The sequence below is a fragment of the Roseateles sp. SL47 genome, assembly GCF_026625885.1.
Classification (GTDB): Bacteria; Pseudomonadota; Gammaproteobacteria; order Burkholderiales; family Burkholderiaceae_C; genus Roseateles.
On the sequence record NZ_CP113068.1, the window covers coordinates 385,126 to 400,899 of the forward strand.

Sequence of the window (15,774 nt, forward strand, 5' to 3'; positions counted from 1 at the left end):
AACCGTGTCGGGTTCCTCATCCGGCCTTGGCTGGCCCGGTCGCAACCTGTCACCCGCCCTGACAATTCCGCTCGTGAGGCGCATCACCGACCCGCGTTTCCTACAGGTTGTTTCAAAAACAGACAGCCTTGAAACAAGCGCAAGGAAGCGGATACAGACAATTCGCGACCGCGCATGCGTCTGCGCGATGCCCTGTCTATCTGCTTTCCGTTGTTCGATTGCGCTGCGTTCCGTCCGAGTGACCAAGCTTCGGGGTTCCCGATAGCGCCCTGTGAGCCTGACCGTCAAAGATGGATGCCGTGCCCCTGCCCTGTGATTGGATCGAAGCCTGCCGCGCTGACTTGGTGGTGGCGGCTGCGGAATGGGTGAGCGCCACCGGAAGTGCGCTGGAGCGCGCCCAGAACCGCGCCGACAGTGTGGGCGAAGCCAACCGGCTGTTTCATGTGCAGCGGGCCCTGGACCGCTGGCAGCACAGCGCCCCCGAACGCATCGTCAACCTGCTGCTCTCCAGCATGAACGAACGCTGCAGCGAGCCCCGGTATGGCGCTGGTGGCCCGCCGATGCTGCCCAGCGAGATGGAGCTGGTGGATGACGATGTGGTGAGCGAAAGCATCGGCATCTCGCGTCTGGTGACCGGCATCTTTTCGGTGGCGGAATGGGAGATCCGCATCGTCGAGCGGGCCCTGTCGAGCAGCGTGACCGATTTCTCGGAACGCTCCAACCCCTTCCATCCCGAAGCCATCGCCCGCACCGTGTGGAAGCTGGCGGAAGACCTGGGCCTGCATCGTGAAGAACGCGCAGCCTGCCTGCGGGTTTCGCTGGAGGCCACCACTGCATTCGCCAAAACGACTTATGCGAATCTTGGCACCTGGCTGTCCAGCCAGACCGAGGTGGGGCCGCTGGCCATCCAACGTCAGTCCGCCCTGCAACACAACATTCCGGTGGATGTGCTGGCCGGGCTCAGCGGTGAAGCGCTGGCGCTGGAGCTGGAACCGATGCACGGTCGCCCGTTCGAGGGCGGCAGCGCACCACGGGCCGGTTCGCCCAAGGCCGGAGGCGAGGTGGTGTTCACGCGGCTGATCCGCAGCACCGACGACATCCTGGCCGATGTGCGGCTCACCCATGAACTGCGCCGTGTGCTCAGCGGCCTGCAGCTGGCCGTGCTCCGCTTTGCCTTTGGCACGCCGTCGGCGCTGTATTCCGCCCAGCACGACATGTGGGAGATCAGCAGCGTGCTGGTGCAGTACGCGCTGAACCACTGCCTCAAGGACCGGGTGGTGCACGACGACTTCGTGCTCTTTGCCGACCAGACCATCCAGCGCCTGCTGCAGCTGGACGTGAGCCGGCTGCATGAGCTGGACAAGGTGCTGGTCCGCATCCGTCGATATCTGAAGGAGCGTCCGGCCGAGCTGGTGGAAAGCCGTCGCCATGCATCGATGCAGTTTGCGCGGCTGGAAGAACGCCGCCGGCAGATCCGCAGCGTCTCCATCAATCGTCACCGTGAACGGATCAATGGCGCGATTGCGTCGCAGGAGATTCCATACCGGCTGCGGCAGTTTCTGCTGGTGGACTGGGCGGAAGCGCTGGCCCATGCGGAAGTCGCCGAAGGCCCGAAGTCGCCCGCCTATGCCGAGCTGTGGGGCGCGGTGGAGCGCATGCTGCGCGCCGTGCAGAAAGACACCCTCACCGCAGACGCCAGCAGCCTGCAGGAGAAGGGGGAACTGCTCAAGCTGCTGGAGCGCGGCATTGCCTGCGTGGCGGTGCCCAGCGTCGAGAAATACGAACTTGCCGACATCCTGGATCGCTCCGGGATGATGTCGCGCGAAGGCGAGGAATGGTCCGACAGCGATGTGGGCAGCCTCGACAGCGCCCTGCCCCCACCGCCGTCCGCCCCCCGCAAGGACTTCTGGGGTGCCCAGCCCGGTGACCAGGCTTGGGCCGCCGCAGACGACACCACCGTGGGCTTCACCACCGCCATGCCGACCTCCGATGCAGAGCACTGCGTCAATGCGCTGCAGGAGGATGACCTCATCGAACTGTTCCTGGCCGGCACCTGGGTGGAAGTGCGCTTGGTCGAACTGGCCGAAGACGGGCAGATCTTCCTGTTTGAAGGCGAGACGGACGGCGGCGGTACCCATCAGCTGACACGGCGGGCGCTGTTGCGCCTGTTCCGTGAAGGTCTTGCCACCCCGATCTGAGGCTGATGGCCATGACCCGCGACACCCCCGTCTCCGACGAGATCCTCGAACGCAGCGCCACCATCCGGCTGTTGGGCGAGGCGGAATGCCGCAGTGACGACGGCACCGTCACCCGCATCACCGATGCACGCGTGGCCACGCTGGTGGCCATGGTGGCACTGGAAGGCGGTATCCCGCGCACCCGCGCGGCCGATCTCTTCTGGCCGCAGTCCGGCAGCACGGCCCGCACCAACCTGCGGGTGCTGCTGCATCGCATCCAGAAGACCTTCGACCTCAAGCTTTTCAGCTCCGGCGACATCATCGAGCTGGCGCCTCACATCCGGGTGGACCTGCAGGCCCCGGACAGCCAGCTGGTGCTGAACTGTCTGGCGTCAGGTGCCGCCGGCTTGCGGCTGCTCTCCAGCCTGGAACTGCCGGAAGGCCTGACCGAGGCCGGCCATTGGCTGGCGGCGGCTCGTGGACAGATGGAGCAACGGCTCACCCGCAGCCTGATCGGCTGGTTCGAACGCGCCGGCGAGGCCGTGGACCTCAGCCAGTCCATGGCCTTGGCGGAAGCGTTGATCAGCCTCAATCCGCTCAGCGAAGTGGGTTATCAGGAGCTGATGAAGGCCCTGGTGGCCAAGGGCGACCGATCAGCCGCGCTGGCGGTGTTCGAGCGCTGCCGCAAGGAACTGCAGGAACACCTGGGCACACATCCCAGCCGGACCACGGTGGAGCTGCACCGACAGATCCTGCGCTCCCGCGCGGAGGGCCAGCAGCTGGGCAGTGCCGGGCGGCTGATCCAGCGTGAGGTGGAGATCGAGCAGATCACCAACGCCATCAGCAAACGGCGCATCGTCATCGTGGAAGGGCCCAGCGGCATGGGCAAGTCCGCCCTGCTGCGCCATGTGGCGCAGGAGCGTGGTGATCTCTACTGGCGCATCACCGAGCAGGACAGCAGCCGCCCCCTGGCGAGCCTGCATCGCATCACCCTGCATCTGATCGACCGCCTGCGCGCCCACCCCGACCACCGCCCGCAGGACCTGGCGCGCGCCGAGCGCTTCCTGGAGCAATTGAACCCGACCCATGCACCGGAACTCGGCACACCGGCCCTGACCCGTTCGCTGCTGCAATCAGCCCTCGATGTCATCCAGCTGAGCCGACCGGAACGGAACACCGCCCTCATGGTGGACGACCTGCATCTGTGTGACGACGAAAGCCTGGACGTGCTGTCCACGCTGGTCACCGAAAGCGCAGCGCTGATGCCCTGGTGCGACTTTGTGCTGGCCTACCGGCCGATGCGGGCACGGCGCCGCCTGCGGGCCTTGTGCGAGAAGCTGGCGGCGTCTGGCCGCCTGAAGCTGGTGCAGCCGGCAGCGCTGACCAGTGCGTCGGTGCTGCGCATGCTCAACGAGGACGGGTCCGCCCTGCCGCCCCCATTGGTGGAAGAAGCCATCCGGCTGAGCGGCGGCACCCCCGCCATCCTGATGGGCTTGCTGCAGGCCTGTCAGGACCAGGGCAGCCTGGTGGGCGTGCCGACACCGGCCATGCGCTCGCTGCTGCTGCAGCGTCTGGGCTCCTGCAGCTCCACCGCCGAGGGCGTGGCGCGGCTGGCCAGTGTGGCGGGTGGCAGCTTCTCGGTGCGCATGGCCTCGGACATCACCGGGCTGTCGTCCTGGCGGGTGGCCGAGAAATGGAATGAACTGCTGCTGGCCGGCGTGTTTGACGCCAAGGGCTTTGCGTTTCCGCTGCTGGAAACGGTGGTGTATGAGTCGGTGCCGGAAACGGTGCGGCAGTTCATGCATGGCGAGGTCGCTGCCGTGCTGGAGCGCCATGGCGCCACGGCGGCTGAACTGGCCCACCACTGGCGGATGGCCAGCGACATGGCCCGTGCGGCGGACTATGAGCGCAAGCTGACGACGGGGTCGTCGTCCGACTGAGCCTGTGACCGGTCAGGCGTGACCGGTCAGGCATGTTCGGTCAGGCGTGTTCGGTCCGCCGATCGGGGCTGGGGTCCATCGGCACCGTATCCATGAAGACCGTGTCGCGCCAGGACGGCACCATGGCGGCGGCCTGGTCCTGCGCATCCAGCGGCGTCACCGCCGGGTTGCTCAGCGCCGCATCACCGGCGGTCAGCACCGCTTCCACCCGCGAACGGCGCTCCTGCAGGTGCCGATCCAGTTGCAGGCGCAGCACATCCAGCGTCGGCGACTGCCGGGCCGCCTGCTCCAGCTGCTTGATGGCCACATCCAGGGTGCGCGGTGGCAGGCGGGAAAACGGGTCGTCTCCGCTGGTCGAGCAGGCGAATTCCAGCAGGACCAGATGCCCATGCTGCTCCCGCAGCGCAGGCTGGGCCTGCAAGGCCGCACGCAGGGCATCCACCCGCAGCGGCACTGCACGGCCAGCGGGCGGCATCGGCGCCGGCTCCGCCGACGGGCGGGTCGGGGCGAACTGCCGCGTTTCCACCCCTGCGGCGGGCTTGCCGGCCAGGCCCAGCGAACGCGCAAAGGCGCGTCCGATGGTTCGGCACCACGACGTCGTCTTGGAGTCTTTCATGGGCAGGCAGGCGTGTCGGGCAGGGAGCATCACGGGTGCCGTAAGTGTGCGTAACAACCGTTTCACCAGCGTTTCGACAGGTGTAACAGGGACATCCGGACGAACCCTGATTCGGACACGCCAGGCCCGTAACGGCGGCACCTGGCACCGGAAACGGATGTGAAACGCCTGGGCGGGATAGTGCCGGTCATTCGAATAAACAGGGCACGGACATGACACTCGCGGCACGCATTGAAACGGCAATCAAGATACAGAGCCTGCTGAAGGACCATGCCATCTCGGTGGACGCGGTCCGGTTGGCCTGTGATGCGGATTACGCATCGGCCATGGAGCAGGTCTGCCGCCAGGTGGGCCAACTCGACGAGTGCCTGCACCTGCTCCATGCGCTGGTGGACACCGTTGTCCTGTCCGGTCTGCCGTCAGCGGATGAGGACATCCGCCTGGGCGACGTGCATCCGGAATTTGCCGACACCGTCTCCACCCACCTGCTGGATCTGGATGTGGATCAGGGCCCCGGCGTGGACATCGACCTGGACCAGACCGCCATTGCACGTTCCCACCGTCGCGTGCGCACCCACTTTCAGGCGGGCATCGACTACCTGCGCCGGGATGCGCATCCCAGCCATTTCGGCACCAGTCCGGAGCTATTGGCCGCCTTTGTGGTGGCTTCTGCCGCCGAAGTGCTGGCCAAGGCACTGACGCAGACCTCCCACAAATAACCCTTCGCCGTTTCATCGCCCCATGCAAGCGTTTCAACTCCAGCACTGGATCTTCAGCGGCTTTCTGGCCGGCGCCCTGCTGGGCGGATTCATGAACCCCATGCGGGTGATCAACCTGGCCGCACTGTGCGGTGTGGGCGCCTTTGCCGGCCTGTGCTTCTGGCCGGATGCCTTCGGCGGCCGGGGAGCGGATGTGTTCGGCGGCTTCGTGATGGCGGTGCCGGCCTGGGGCGGGGCCACGGCCGTGGGCGCCTTGATGAGCTACCCCACGGTCCGCATGCTGCGCAAGAAGGGCTACCTGCGGATCCGCAAGCGGGCCCGCTTCATGAACCATCCGGACGGCTGAGCGCGGGCACACCGCGCCCGGCCGGGCTGATCACACGGCCAGGGCTCTCAGCCGCTGCGCCAGGGCCTCGCTCACCGGCTGCATCGGCGGCCGAAGTTCATGGGCCATCCAGCCCGACTGCGCCAGCGCCGCCTTGACCGGCCCCGGATTCGGCTCGGAGAACAACAACTCGATCATCGGGACGAGTTGCGCCCACAGCGCTCGCGCCTCCCGCAGGTGGCCTTGCTGCACCCACTTCAACAGTTGGACCCAGCGCGCCGTCTGCAGATGAGCGCTGGCGGCAATCGCTCCCACAGCGCCCTGGGCCAGATGGGAGAACAGCTGCAAGTCTTCGCCAGCCAGAACGGCCAGGCGACCATCGGCCAGGACCGCCAGGGTCTTGCCCAGGTCGCCGCCGCAGTCCTTGATGGCCCGGATGCGGGGATGGGCAGCCAGGGCCAGCAGTGTGTCCCGGTGGACGCTGACACCCGTGCGGTAGGGAATGTCGTAGAGCACCAGCGGAAGCTCACCGCTGTCCGCCAGGGATTCAAACCAGCCGCGCACACCGGACTGGCTGGGGCGGACATATTGCGGGGCAGAGACCAACAGGGCCCGCAAGGTGGGCACCTGCGTCCGGGCCAGACGCCCGGCTTCACAGACACGCGCTCGGGCATGACCGAGGTGTTCACCGCCCACTCCCATCATCAGCGGCAGGCCGTTGGCATGGGCGGCCACGGTGACCAGGCTGGCCCAGGCCTCTTCGGGCTCCAGCGCCGCCGCTTCACCGGTGGAGCCGCACACCACGAAGCCGGCGATGCCGGCGGAGGCAAGATGGCGCGTCAGGCGGCCCAGGGCCTGATGGTCCACCTGGCCGGCCCGGAACGGTGTGACGATCGGGACCCAGAGCCCCGCGAAGGGATCGGCGAGCGTTGCCTCAGGATGAGACGCGGGCGTGAACATCGACATGCAAAAGTCCTTTCAGGGTGAGACCGAGGGTCACCGTTGAAGGACAAGCGAAGGGCGTGGTGTGTCGAGCTGGCTATCCACCCGGTTCCGTCGTTCATCCGACGACGGAACCACAGCTCCGGTCAGATGAGCTGGGTTTTTTTCGCTTTGCAGGCCATGCCTCCGGCCACGGCGGTTGCCGTTGGGCGGGGAAGCGTTCGGGATTGCATGAGAAGCAGTCTAGCAGCCGCCCCGCCAGGTCTGGTCTGGCTCAGGAACACACGCGGATGCGCTCGGTACGGATGTTGGTGTAGGCCTGCGCCGCCGTCGGGACTTCCTTGCGCTTGGCCAGGTAGCGGCGGATGGTGCCGTCCGGCTGTCGCTCTTCTTTCAGGCACAGGTCCGGATTGAGGTCCAGCGCCAGTTTCTCTTCCATCGACGGGCGCGGCGAGTTGCTGCGCGGGTCCAGCGTGGCGGGGTTGGCCAGCGAGCCGCGCAGCACCTCACGACTCGGACGGGTGGCCACCCGCTGCGCCCCGGAGGCGGCAGCAGCCGGCACATGCGCGGCGCCGTCCAGGCCCACCGTGCCGAAGGATTGAGGACTCTCGGCGGTCGTGCTGCTGTTCGGCACCGAAGCAGAGGTCCACTCCGCCGGCTCAAAGAGCAGATTGACCTGGGTGCGCAGACCGGGCGGCAACGCCGTGGACGGCGCGGCCATGGAGGGCGGGGCTGGCGGAGGAACCGTGGCAGAGGCCAAGGACCGGGCCGCGTCCGGTTGGGCGGACGGGGAGGGCAACAGGCGCAGCGTGCTGGAGCGGCGGTTGTCTCGCTCATCCGCAGGCGGCGGCTTCACATTCCAGGCCCACAGCAGCAGCAACAGATGCGCCAGCACCACGGCCGCCAGGGCGGGGCCACGGGAGCGGAACCAGGGAGGCGCGTTCCAACGCCATGCCACCACAGGGCTGTCTGACTGTATGAGCACCAAGGGCGATCGCCTCACTTCAAGCACGCCGCATGCTAAGCAAAGGACGTGGTCATGCGATGGCTGCATGCCTGCAACATGGTTGGGCAGAGGTAAAGACGCCGACATGAAGCGCGCGGATCACGACTACGATCGCCGCATTGCACTTCAGCCACCCCCATGACGCTCACCCTCCGTCCGGCGCTGCCTTCCGACATCGCGGCCTGCATCGACCTGCGCGGCCGTACCCGGGAGAACGCGGTCTCCGCCAGTCGCCTGGCGGAACTGGGCATCACCGAAGCCTCCTGGTCTGCGCAGGTGCGCGAGGCTGCGCTGCCGGGCGTGGTAGCGATCGTCCACGGCGCCCTGGCGGGGGACACGCTGGCGGGAGACCCCGTGGCTGGCGGCACATTGGCCGGGTATTGCTTTGGCGACGCCCATAGCGGCGAGATCGTGGTGCTGGCCATGCTGCCCAGGTATGAAGGCCAGGGCCTGGGGCGGCGCCTGCTGGACACGATGGTGGCCCACTTGGCCGCCCTGGGCCACCGGCGTCTGTTCCTGGGCTGTTCGGACAACCCCGCGCACCGCTCCCACGGGTTCTACCGCCGCCTGGGCTGGTCCCCCACCGGCCTCAGGGACGGCCTGGGTGACGAGGTGCTGGAATTGCGCCTGCCTTACTGAGCGTCGACGCGGGCCAAGCCCTGCCCCCATGAATACGCACCACTCCCCTGCAGAACCGTCAAGAAAAGACGGCAGAATGCCGACTTCACAAACACGACACGCACCCGCCGCCAATGAGCGGCTGGCCGCTGCGCCTTCAGTGCGCTGACCCAGACGGGTCCTGGGCGGCCCAGTGTGCAGTCACGGGAGGATCTGAAGCATGGCGCTCACACGCTGGAATCGACTGCGGCCGGGCCGGATCGGCCTGACGCTCCTGCTGGCCGCCTTGGCCACGGGTTGCAAGCCATCCCGGCTCAATGAAGACATGGTGCGCGACATGATCAACACGGGGCTGCAGGCCACGGCGAATCGCAATGCCACCGTGCTGTGCGACCAGATCGCCGACGATGCCGACATCCGGCTGGTGGTCTTCAAGTTCTCCGGGTCGGACATCCGCACCTTCAGCAAAGCCCAATGGTGTGATTACCTGCGCGAAGGGTTTTCCAAGGCCGAAATGCCGGGCATGACGATCAACGTACACATGAACATCGAGTCGCTGCAGATCGCGTCCGACGGCAAATCCGCCGATGTCAGCGCCGAAGTGCTGGAAGAAGTGGGGGTGGGCGGTCGCAGCCTGGTGCGCATGTCGTCGAAGCAGACGTTTTCGGTGGAAATGCGCAAGGGCAAGCCGAAATATGTGAAGCTGAGCGCCCGCTACACAGCCTGACGTGCGAACGTCACAGCGTCTGCCCCCGCGCCCTTACCCTTACCCTTGCCCTGGCCCCTCCTCTACCGGTCTGCACCATGTCCGAGAACGAACGCGACGCCCTTCCCAGCGACCCTGCGCCCATGGTGGTGCTGGGGCCCTGGCGTGCCTTTCGCTCGCCGATGGGCAAGTTGCATATCGCCAGTGAACTGGGCCCCGGCTCGGTGCGCATCACCTCCTCCCTCAGCGGTGTGGACCGGGTGGCGCGTATTGCCAAGACCAGTTCCGGCAACCTTTACCGCTTTGTCTCGCCTCCCGCGCAGGACCAGGTCACCTGCGGCATGCTGGCGGACTACGCCGGCCGCGCCGGACTGGCAGGCGCCAAGGACGTGAGCGCCAAGCTGTGGGAGGCCATTGAAGAAAAGACCGCCGAGCGCGCGGCCCAGAGGGCGGCGGAAGCCGCGGCTGCCCCCCACCACACGCTGGGTCCGGCGGTAGAACCACATCAGGCCTGAGCGCCAGCAGGCGCCTGACACTCGCGCCGCCCCACCGCCTGTTTTGTAAACAGCGCTAAACAACGCGCAAAAATCGCGGGCTTGTGTTGACCCGTCGCCGACCGGCTCAAAAAATCGGCGCCACCCATGAGTTCAGTCACCATCCGCGATATTGCCAAGGCATCCGGCCTGTCGATCGGCACGGTGTCGCGTGGATTGCGCAATCAAGGCGGTTTGTCGGACAACACCCGGCAGATCGTGCAGGACTGGGCGGCGCGCCTGGGATATGACCTCTCCCAACTGCGCAGCCATCGCATCCGGCGCGTGGGCTTCCTGCTGCACAGCCAGCACAACACGCTGGCTTCCAGCCCGTTTTTCTCGTCCGTGCTGCATGGCGCTGAAGAGGTCTGCCGCCGCGAGGGGCTCACCTTGTCCTTCATCGTGGCCGGCCCCACCGACCGGGTCATCGACCAAAGCCGCGAGCAGCAGTTGGATGCCTATCTCTGCGCCGGTTATTTCGAACCGGAAATCCTCGACAGCCTGCGCCGCACCGGCAAACCGATGGTGCTCGTGGACATGCATCGCCACGGCATTTCCTCCATCAATCCGGACCACCAGCACGGCAGCTTCCAGGCCACCAGCCACTTGCTGCGCAGCGGCCGACGCCAGATTGCGGTGATCGCGGGGTCACCGGCCCATTACAGCCTGCAGCAGCGCGCCCAGGGGTATCGCCGGGCCCTGTTTGACGCCGGCATCCAGGCCGACCCGGACCTGGAGGTCGTGGCCTCGCACCTGGGCGATGGTGATGCCGGTGTGGCCGCTGCCATGCGACGGCTGCTCAGCCTGCGCAAGCGGCCCGATGCGGTGGTCTGCTTCAACGACAACGCCGCCCTGGTCGCCATGCAGCATTGCCTGGGCGAAGGGCTGCGCGTCCCTCAGGACATCGCCATCGTCGGCTTCGACGACATCAGCGGCGCCTCCAGCGCTCACCCCCCCTTGAGCACGGTGCGAGTGAACAAGGAGGCGCTGGGCGCCCAGGGCCTGGAGCTGCTGTTGCGCAGCCCGCAGGCGGACACCCCTCAGGAGCGGGTCATGCCGGTGGAATTGATCGTGCGTGACAGCTCCAGCCTCGACTGAGGTTCAACCCAAATCCCGTCATGTCCACACCCATGTCTTCACTCCCGGATTTCCGATCTCCCGAGGTGCTGCTGGCCCATGTGCAGCACACCATGCGCTTCTATCACCCGCGCTGCATCGACCCCAGCGGGGGCTTCTTCCACTTCTTCCGGGACGACGGCAGCATCTACGACGCCCATCAGCGGCATCTGGTCAGCAGCACCCGCTTTGTTTTCACCTACGCCATGGCCTGGCGCCACTTTGGTGACCCGGCGCATCTGGAGGGGGTACGGCATGGCGTGCGCTTCCTGCGGGAGGCGCACTTCGACCCGGCGCAAGGTGCTTATGCCTGGCTGCTGGACTGGCGTGACGGCCAGGCCCGTGTGCTGGACGGTACGCGCCACGCTTACGGCATGGCCTTTGTGCTGCTGGCCTATGCCCATGCCCTCATGGCTGGCGTGGAAGAAGCCCGCCCGTGGCTGGCGGAGACCTTTGAGCTGATGGAGTGGCGCTTCTTCAGCGAGACCGACGGTCTCTATGCTGACGAAGCCAGTGCCGACTGGCGGGTGCTGTCGCCCTATCGTGGCCAGAACGCCAACATGCATGCCTGTGAGGCAATGCTGGCCGCTTATGACGCCACGAAGGAACTGCGGTATTTGCAGCGGGCCGCTCTGATTGCACGCAACATCACGCAAGGTCAGGCCGAGCGCTGTGGCGGGCTGGTCTGGGAGCACTACGACGCGCAATGGCAGCCGGACTGGATGTACAACAAGCATGACCCGGCCAATCTCTTCCGGCCTTGGGGATATCAGCCTGGGCATTTCACCGAATGGACCAAGCTGCTGCTGCAATTGGAGACCCATGACGACGCACTGCAGCAGGACCTGAGCTGGGTGCTGCCCACCGCCACGCAGTTCTTCCGGGTGGCCGTGCGCCGTGGCTGGGACGCCGAGTTCGGCGGCCTGTGCTACTCGCTGGCGCCGGACCTGACCGTCTGCGACGCCGACAAGTATTTCTGGGTGCAGGCCGAGAGCATGGCCGCCGCCGCCCTGCTGGCCGAACGGACCGGTGATGCCGTCTATTGGGACTGGTATCAGCGGCTCTGGGCCTACAGCTGGACCCATTTCGTCGACCATGAACACGGCGCCTGGTGGCGCATCCTGGATCGAGAGAACCACAAGCTCAGTGATGAGAAGAGCCCGGCAGGCAAGGTGGACTATCACACCATGGGCGCCTGCTACGACATCGTGAAGGTGCTGAAGCGACTGCCCTCGCAGGGCTGGCGACGCTGAAAACACCCTCGCCCCCCAGCCTCAAGGGAGACAAAACGATGACGACCATGAACGGAGCATCCGTCTGGGCGCCTTGAAGCAGAGCGATTCGAATCGCTTCTACCAGCGGCACGGGTTCGAGCTCACCGAAGAAGGAGAGTTGGATCTCTATTACCTCCGCGCACCGGTCGGGGTCTGAGCGCTGGCGTCAGTGACCGCAAAAACCTGCGGTCACTGACGGCTGTGAACACCCTGGAACGCCTTATTTGCAGACGTTCGCATCAACGGCTGAACCGTCCCACAGGCGCTTGAGGTTGTTGTACTTGTCCTGGGACACCGTCTGCCAGTCGTCTTGCAGGATGCCGCCGGTGTCTCCGGAATTGGGATTCCAGGACCAGTAGAAGAAGTTGCGCACGCCCTTGCACTTCAGCCAATCCACAAACTTGACCTGCCACTGGCGGTCCTTGTCGGTGAAGCGTCCACCGAATTCGCCCAACACCACGGCGTTCTGAGCCATGAAGCGGCCGAGCTGGTTCTGCCAGATCGGGGGCAGGTTGTTGGGGAAACCCGTGCCGTCATTGAAATACGGCTGGTTGCTCACCGAAGGGCCATAGATGTGCGGCGACAGCACCAGCTTGTTGCGCGGAATCTTGGTGGTGTCGATCGGGTAGCAGCTCACCGGCTCGATGTTGCCGCCCCACCAATGGGCATCAGGGTTCTCGCAGCGGCCGCCGTTGTCCGACACCCCTTCCACAAACACCAGCAGCTTGCTGTTGGAGCTGAGTACCGCGCTGCCGGCCCGTTCGGCTGCCAGCTTCCAGTCATTGTTGATGTCGCCCGTGCCCCAGAACGCCCCACTGCCCCCGGTGCTGTGCGGCTCATTCTTCAGGTCGATCGCAAAGACATTGGGGACATTCTTGTAGCGGTCCGCCACGAATTGAAGATCCGCCACCCATTGATCCAGCGTGTAGCCAGGAATCTGCGGTGTGGTGGAGATGGCATTGCAATCGGGCCGATGGTGATCCAGCAGCACATAAAAGCCCTGTGTGGCGAATTCAGCCACGATGCGGTCCAGCACCTGCAAGGGCGTCTTGTTGGCCAGGTCGGCGTTGACGCTGGTATTGAGGGCGCCACTCGGGCGGCCGATGGAACGCAGCGTGGTGGGGCAGAACGGCAGACGGACGGCATTGAAGCCCAGCGTCTTCATCTGGCTGATCATGTCCTTGTAATTGCGCTGCCACAGGCCGTGTGCCACCAGGTCCGGGGTTTCGAAACCAAACCAGTTCACGCCACGCAGAGACACCACCGCGCCCTTGGCGTCGAGGATGCGGCCATCCGTGGCCACGCTGAAGGGCAACGCAAACTGGCCTGCGGCGGGGACGGACAGGTCGCCACCGGGGGCAGGAGCAGGGGCTGGCGCTGGTGAAGGCGCTGGGGCCGGTGTGGGTGCCGGTGCCGGTGCTGGAGCCGGAGACGGGGCTGGGGCCGGTGAGGGCGCGGGAGCCGGGGACGGTGCAGGGGAAGGTGCCCCCGCTTCACTGATACGGAAGGACGCATTGCTGGGTGCCGTGCCAGTGCCGCAAAAGCCAATCTCAAAGCTCTGGCCCGCTGCGGCCGGCGAATTCCAGCTGAGACCAGTCACCGCATAGGTGGAAGCATTGACGCGAGTGAACTGCCCACTCCAGCTGTTGTTGATCTGTCCATTGGGCAGATCGAATTGCAGCGTCCAGGTGCCACTGGCCGAGGTGCCGGGATTGCGAATGGTGACGTGGGAGCAGAAGCCGCCCGTCCAGACGTCCTGCGCCACTGTGACGCTGAGGGCCGCATGGGCCGGTGCCATGGCGCCAAATGCCATGGCCACCAGACTGCTGCGCAGGAGAAATTGGCGAGGGAGAGCGCGCATGATGACAATGCCTCATTCACTTTGAAGGCAATCAGTGTGCGGCAGTGCCGGTAAGCATCCAGCAATAAATGGTAAGAGAACCTTATGGATGCTTTGCCGGAATGCAATGAAAGTGGTCCATTCGCAGCAAGCATTCCCCCCCTCACCGAATGTAGGGAGAGCGCCGCTGCCGCACCTGGAGTAAGCTGCGGCCGCACCTGACGGTGCATGGAGCAGGCATGTTCTCTCACGTCTTCCTCGGCGTTACCAATTTCAATGAAGCCAAGGCGTTTTACGACCCGCTCATGGCGCTGATCGGCGCGCGGCCGCGTTTTTCCGACCACTCGCGTCCATGGGCCGGCTGGGAATCGTCGCCCGGCGTGCGCCCTCTCTTCATCATCGGCAGCCCCATCAATGGAGAACCGGCCACGGCGGGCAATGGCACGATGGTCGCGTTTCAGGTGCAGTCACGCGACCAGGTGGATGCGGCCCATGCGCTGGCCTTGTCCGGGGGCGGGCGGGATGAAGGGGCGCCTGGGTTGAGACCGGAGTACCACGCCCACTACTACGCCACCTACTTCCGCGACCCGGACGGCAACAAGATCTGCGTGGTGTGCCATGCTCCGATCGAACGGCACAACGAGCTGCCCTACGGAAGCCCTGCCTGACGGCGCGACGCTGCGCGGACGACATCCACGCAGGTCACAAGAGCCTGCCAGGGTGCCGTCGCCGGGCAGCGGCCAGAGCGCTTATTGGCAGACGGCGGTATCCACCGCTGAACCGTCCCACAGGCGCTTGAGGTTGTTGTACTTGTCCTGGGACACCGTCTGCCAGTCGTCCTGCAGGATGCCGCCCGTGTCGCCGGAATTGGGATTCCAGGACCAGTAGAAGAAGTTGCGCACGCCCTTGCACTTCAGCCAATCCACAAACTTGACCTGCCACTGCCGGTCCTTGTCGACGAACTTGCCGCCGAACTCACCCAGCACCACGGCATAAGACCCCATGAACCGACCCAGCTGGTTCTGCCAGATCGCTGGCATGTTGTTGGGGAAGGTGGTGCCGTCATTGAAATACGGCTGGTTGCTCACCGACGGGCCATAGAGATGCGGGGACAACACCAGCTGGCTGCGCGGGATCTTGCTTGCATCCATCGGGTAGCAGCTCACCGGCTCGATGTTGCCACCCCACCAATGGGCATCAGAGTTCTCGCAGCGGCCACCGTTGTCCGAGACCCCTTCCACAAACACCAGCAGCTTGCTGTTGGAAGCGAGTACCGCGCTGCCGGCTCGTTCGGCTGCCAGCTTCCAGTCATTGTTGATGTCGCCCGTGCCCCAGAACGCACCGCTGCCACTCACGCTATGCGGCTCATTCTTCAGGTCAATCGCAAAGACATTGGGCACATTCTTGTAGCGATTCGCCACGAACTGCAGGTCTGCCACCCATTGATCCAGCGTGTAGCCGGTGATCTGGGGCGTGGTGGAAATGGCATTGCAGTCCGGCCGGTGGTGGTCCAGCAAGACATAAAAGCCGTTGGTGGCGAATTCCGCCACCACCCGGTCCAACACTTCCAGCGGGGTCTTGTTGGCCAGATCCGGATTGACGGTGGTGTTGAGTGCGCCACTCGGGCGGCCAGTGGAATGCAAGGTGGTCGGGCAGAACGGCAGACGGACGGCATTAAAGCCCAGCGTCTTCATCTGGCTGATCATGTCCTTGTAATTGCGCTGCCACAGGCCGTGTGCTACCAGGTCCGGGGTTTCGAAACCAAACCAGTTCACACCGCGCAATGACACCACTGCACCTTGGGCATCCAGGATGCGGCCGTCGGATGCAACGCTGAAGGGCAAGGCGAAGCTGCCGGTGGCGGGGACCGACAGGTCACCGGCGGGTGCGGGTGCGGGTGCGGGTGCGGGTGCTGGGGCGGGCGACGGCGACGGCGACGGAGCCGGTGTGGGCGCTGGAGAA

At 65.5% G+C, this 15,774-nt stretch carries 15 protein-coding genes and 1 pseudogene; 11 read left to right on the top strand and 5 right to left on the bottom strand.

Annotation, left to right across the window (positions count from 1 at the left end; genetic code table 11):
• The first annotated feature begins 290 nt into the window (after positions 1–290).
• Together OU995_RS01535 and OU995_RS01540 are read left to right on the top strand one after the other, a co-directional pair.
• On the top strand, positions 291–2,198 hold the full coding sequence (locus OU995_RS01535) for a DUF1631 family protein (RefSeq protein ID WP_267833586.1): 1,908 nt from the start codon (positions 291–293) through the stop codon (positions 2,196–2,198).
• An 11-nt stretch (positions 2,199–2,209) separates the two neighbouring features.
• Positions 2,210–4,117, top strand: a complete 1,908-nt coding sequence (locus OU995_RS01540; protein WP_267833587.1) for an AAA family ATPase — start codon at positions 2,210–2,212, stop codon at positions 4,115–4,117.
• A gap of 40 nt (positions 4,118–4,157) precedes the next feature.
• Here the strand turns inward: OU995_RS01540 and OU995_RS01545 are convergent, their stop codons facing one another.
• Positions 4,158–4,733 carry a hypothetical protein gene (locus tag OU995_RS01545; protein WP_267833588.1) on the bottom strand — a complete coding sequence of 192 codons (576 nt, stop codon included), beginning with the start codon at positions 4,731–4,733 and terminating at the stop codon, positions 4,158–4,160.
• Positions 4,734–4,945: 212 nt separating this feature from the next.
• Here OU995_RS01545 and OU995_RS01550 point away from each other — a divergent pair, with 212 nt between their 5' ends.
• Positions 4,946–5,452, top strand: a complete 507-nt coding sequence (locus OU995_RS01550) for a hypothetical protein (protein WP_267833589.1) — start codon at positions 4,946–4,948, stop codon at positions 5,450–5,452.
• Between the two features lie 22 nt (positions 5,453–5,474).
• A complete protein-coding gene (locus OU995_RS01555; protein WP_267833590.1) occupies positions 5,475–5,798 on the top strand; it encodes a hypothetical protein in 324 nt (107 codons plus the stop codon).
• A gap of 30 nt (positions 5,799–5,828) precedes the next feature.
• On the opposite strand, the gene OU995_RS01560 is transcribed toward OU995_RS01555, so the two are convergent.
• Positions 5,829–6,743 carry a 4-hydroxy-tetrahydrodipicolinate synthase family protein gene (locus OU995_RS01560; protein ID WP_267833591.1) on the bottom strand — a complete coding sequence of 305 codons (915 nt, stop codon included), beginning with the start codon at positions 6,741–6,743 and terminating at the stop codon, positions 5,829–5,831.
• A 250-nt stretch (positions 6,744–6,993) separates the two neighbouring features.
• Positions 6,994–7,707: a hypothetical protein gene (locus tag OU995_RS01565; protein WP_267833592.1), complete on the bottom strand. Its 714-nt coding sequence runs from the start codon at positions 7,705–7,707 to the stop codon at positions 6,994–6,996.
• A 156-nt stretch (positions 7,708–7,863) separates the two neighbouring features.
• Here OU995_RS01565 and OU995_RS01570 point away from each other — a divergent pair, with 156 nt between their 5' ends.
• The 6 genes and pseudogenes from OU995_RS01570 to OU995_RS01595 all read left to right on the top strand — a co-directional run.
• Positions 7,864–8,364, top strand: coding sequence for a GNAT family N-acetyltransferase (locus OU995_RS01570; protein WP_267833593.1), 501 nt, complete (start codon positions 7,864–7,866; stop codon positions 8,362–8,364).
• A gap of 199 nt (positions 8,365–8,563) precedes the next feature.
• Positions 8,564–9,070 (top strand): hypothetical protein, encoded by a 507-nt coding sequence (locus OU995_RS01575; protein WP_267833594.1) that lies wholly within the window; start codon positions 8,564–8,566, stop codon positions 9,068–9,070.
• A gap of 77 nt (positions 9,071–9,147) precedes the next feature.
• Entirely contained in the window at positions 9,148–9,564 is a 417-nt protein-coding gene (locus OU995_RS01580; protein ID WP_267833595.1) for a hypothetical protein, read from the top strand.
• 126 nt (positions 9,565–9,690) lie between these two features.
• Complete coding sequence (locus tag OU995_RS01585) at positions 9,691–10,680, top strand: LacI family DNA-binding transcriptional regulator (RefSeq protein ID WP_267833596.1); 990 nt, start codon at positions 9,691–9,693, stop codon at positions 10,678–10,680.
• Positions 10,681–10,712: 32 nt separating this feature from the next.
• Complete coding sequence (locus OU995_RS01590) at positions 10,713–11,951, top strand: AGE family epimerase/isomerase (protein WP_267833597.1); 1,239 nt, start codon at positions 10,713–10,715, stop codon at positions 11,949–11,951.
• A gap of 61 nt (positions 11,952–12,012) precedes the next feature.
• Positions 12,013–12,129 (top strand): annotated as a pseudogene (locus OU995_RS01595) (GNAT family N-acetyltransferase); the annotation flags it as partial.
• A 63-nt stretch (positions 12,130–12,192) separates the two neighbouring features.
• Here the strand turns inward: OU995_RS01595 and OU995_RS01600 are convergent.
• Positions 12,193–13,833 (bottom strand): cellulase family glycosylhydrolase, encoded by a 1,641-nt coding sequence (locus OU995_RS01600; RefSeq protein ID WP_267833598.1) that lies wholly within the window; start codon positions 13,831–13,833, stop codon positions 12,193–12,195.
• A 218-nt stretch (positions 13,834–14,051) separates the two neighbouring features.
• Here OU995_RS01600 and OU995_RS01605 point away from each other — a divergent pair, with 218 nt between their 5' ends.
• Positions 14,052–14,480: a VOC family protein gene (locus OU995_RS01605; RefSeq protein ID WP_267833599.1), complete on the top strand. Its 429-nt coding sequence runs from the start codon at positions 14,052–14,054 to the stop codon at positions 14,478–14,480.
• A gap of 81 nt (positions 14,481–14,561) precedes the next feature.
• Here OU995_RS01605 and OU995_RS01610 read toward each other — a convergent pair whose 3' ends face one another.
• A complete protein-coding gene (locus OU995_RS01610) occupies positions 14,562–15,656 on the bottom strand; it encodes a glycoside hydrolase family 5 protein (RefSeq protein ID WP_267833600.1) in 1,095 nt (364 codons plus the stop codon).
• Positions 15,657–15,774: the final 118 nt, after the last annotated feature.

What these genes read in the sequence shown, in the direction of transcription:
- OU995_RS01535 (WP_267833586.1), top strand. Translation starts at nt 291, where the DNA reads ATGGATGCCGTGCCCCTGCCCTGTGATTGGATCGAAGCCTGCCGCGCT.
- OU995_RS01540 (WP_267833587.1), top strand. Translation starts at nt 2,210, where the DNA reads ATGACCCGCGACACCCCCGTCTCCGACGAGATCCTCGAACGCAGCGCC.
- OU995_RS01545 (WP_267833588.1), bottom strand. Translation starts at nt 4,733, where the DNA reads ATGAAAGACTCCAAGACGACGTCGTGGTGCCGAACCATCGGACGCGCC.
- OU995_RS01550 (WP_267833589.1), top strand. Translation starts at nt 4,946, where the DNA reads ATGACACTCGCGGCACGCATTGAAACGGCAATCAAGATACAGAGCCTG.
- OU995_RS01555 (WP_267833590.1), top strand. Translation starts at nt 5,475, where the DNA reads ATGCAAGCGTTTCAACTCCAGCACTGGATCTTCAGCGGCTTTCTGGCC.
- OU995_RS01560 (WP_267833591.1), bottom strand. Translation starts at nt 6,743, where the DNA reads ATGTCGATGTTCACGCCCGCGTCTCATCCTGAGGCAACGCTCGCCGAT.
- OU995_RS01570 (WP_267833593.1), top strand. Translation starts at nt 7,864, where the DNA reads ATGACGCTCACCCTCCGTCCGGCGCTGCCTTCCGACATCGCGGCCTGC.
- OU995_RS01575 (WP_267833594.1), top strand. Translation starts at nt 8,564, where the DNA reads ATGGCGCTCACACGCTGGAATCGACTGCGGCCGGGCCGGATCGGCCTG.
- OU995_RS01580 (WP_267833595.1), top strand. Translation starts at nt 9,148, where the DNA reads ATGTCCGAGAACGAACGCGACGCCCTTCCCAGCGACCCTGCGCCCATG.
- OU995_RS01585 (WP_267833596.1), top strand. Translation starts at nt 9,691, where the DNA reads ATGAGTTCAGTCACCATCCGCGATATTGCCAAGGCATCCGGCCTGTCG.
- OU995_RS01590 (WP_267833597.1), top strand. Translation starts at nt 10,713, where the DNA reads ATGTCTTCACTCCCGGATTTCCGATCTCCCGAGGTGCTGCTGGCCCAT.
- OU995_RS01600 (WP_267833598.1), bottom strand. Translation starts at nt 13,833, where the DNA reads ATGCGCGCTCTCCCTCGCCAATTTCTCCTGCGCAGCAGTCTGGTGGCC.
- OU995_RS01605 (WP_267833599.1), top strand. Translation starts at nt 14,052, where the DNA reads ATGTTCTCTCACGTCTTCCTCGGCGTTACCAATTTCAATGAAGCCAAG.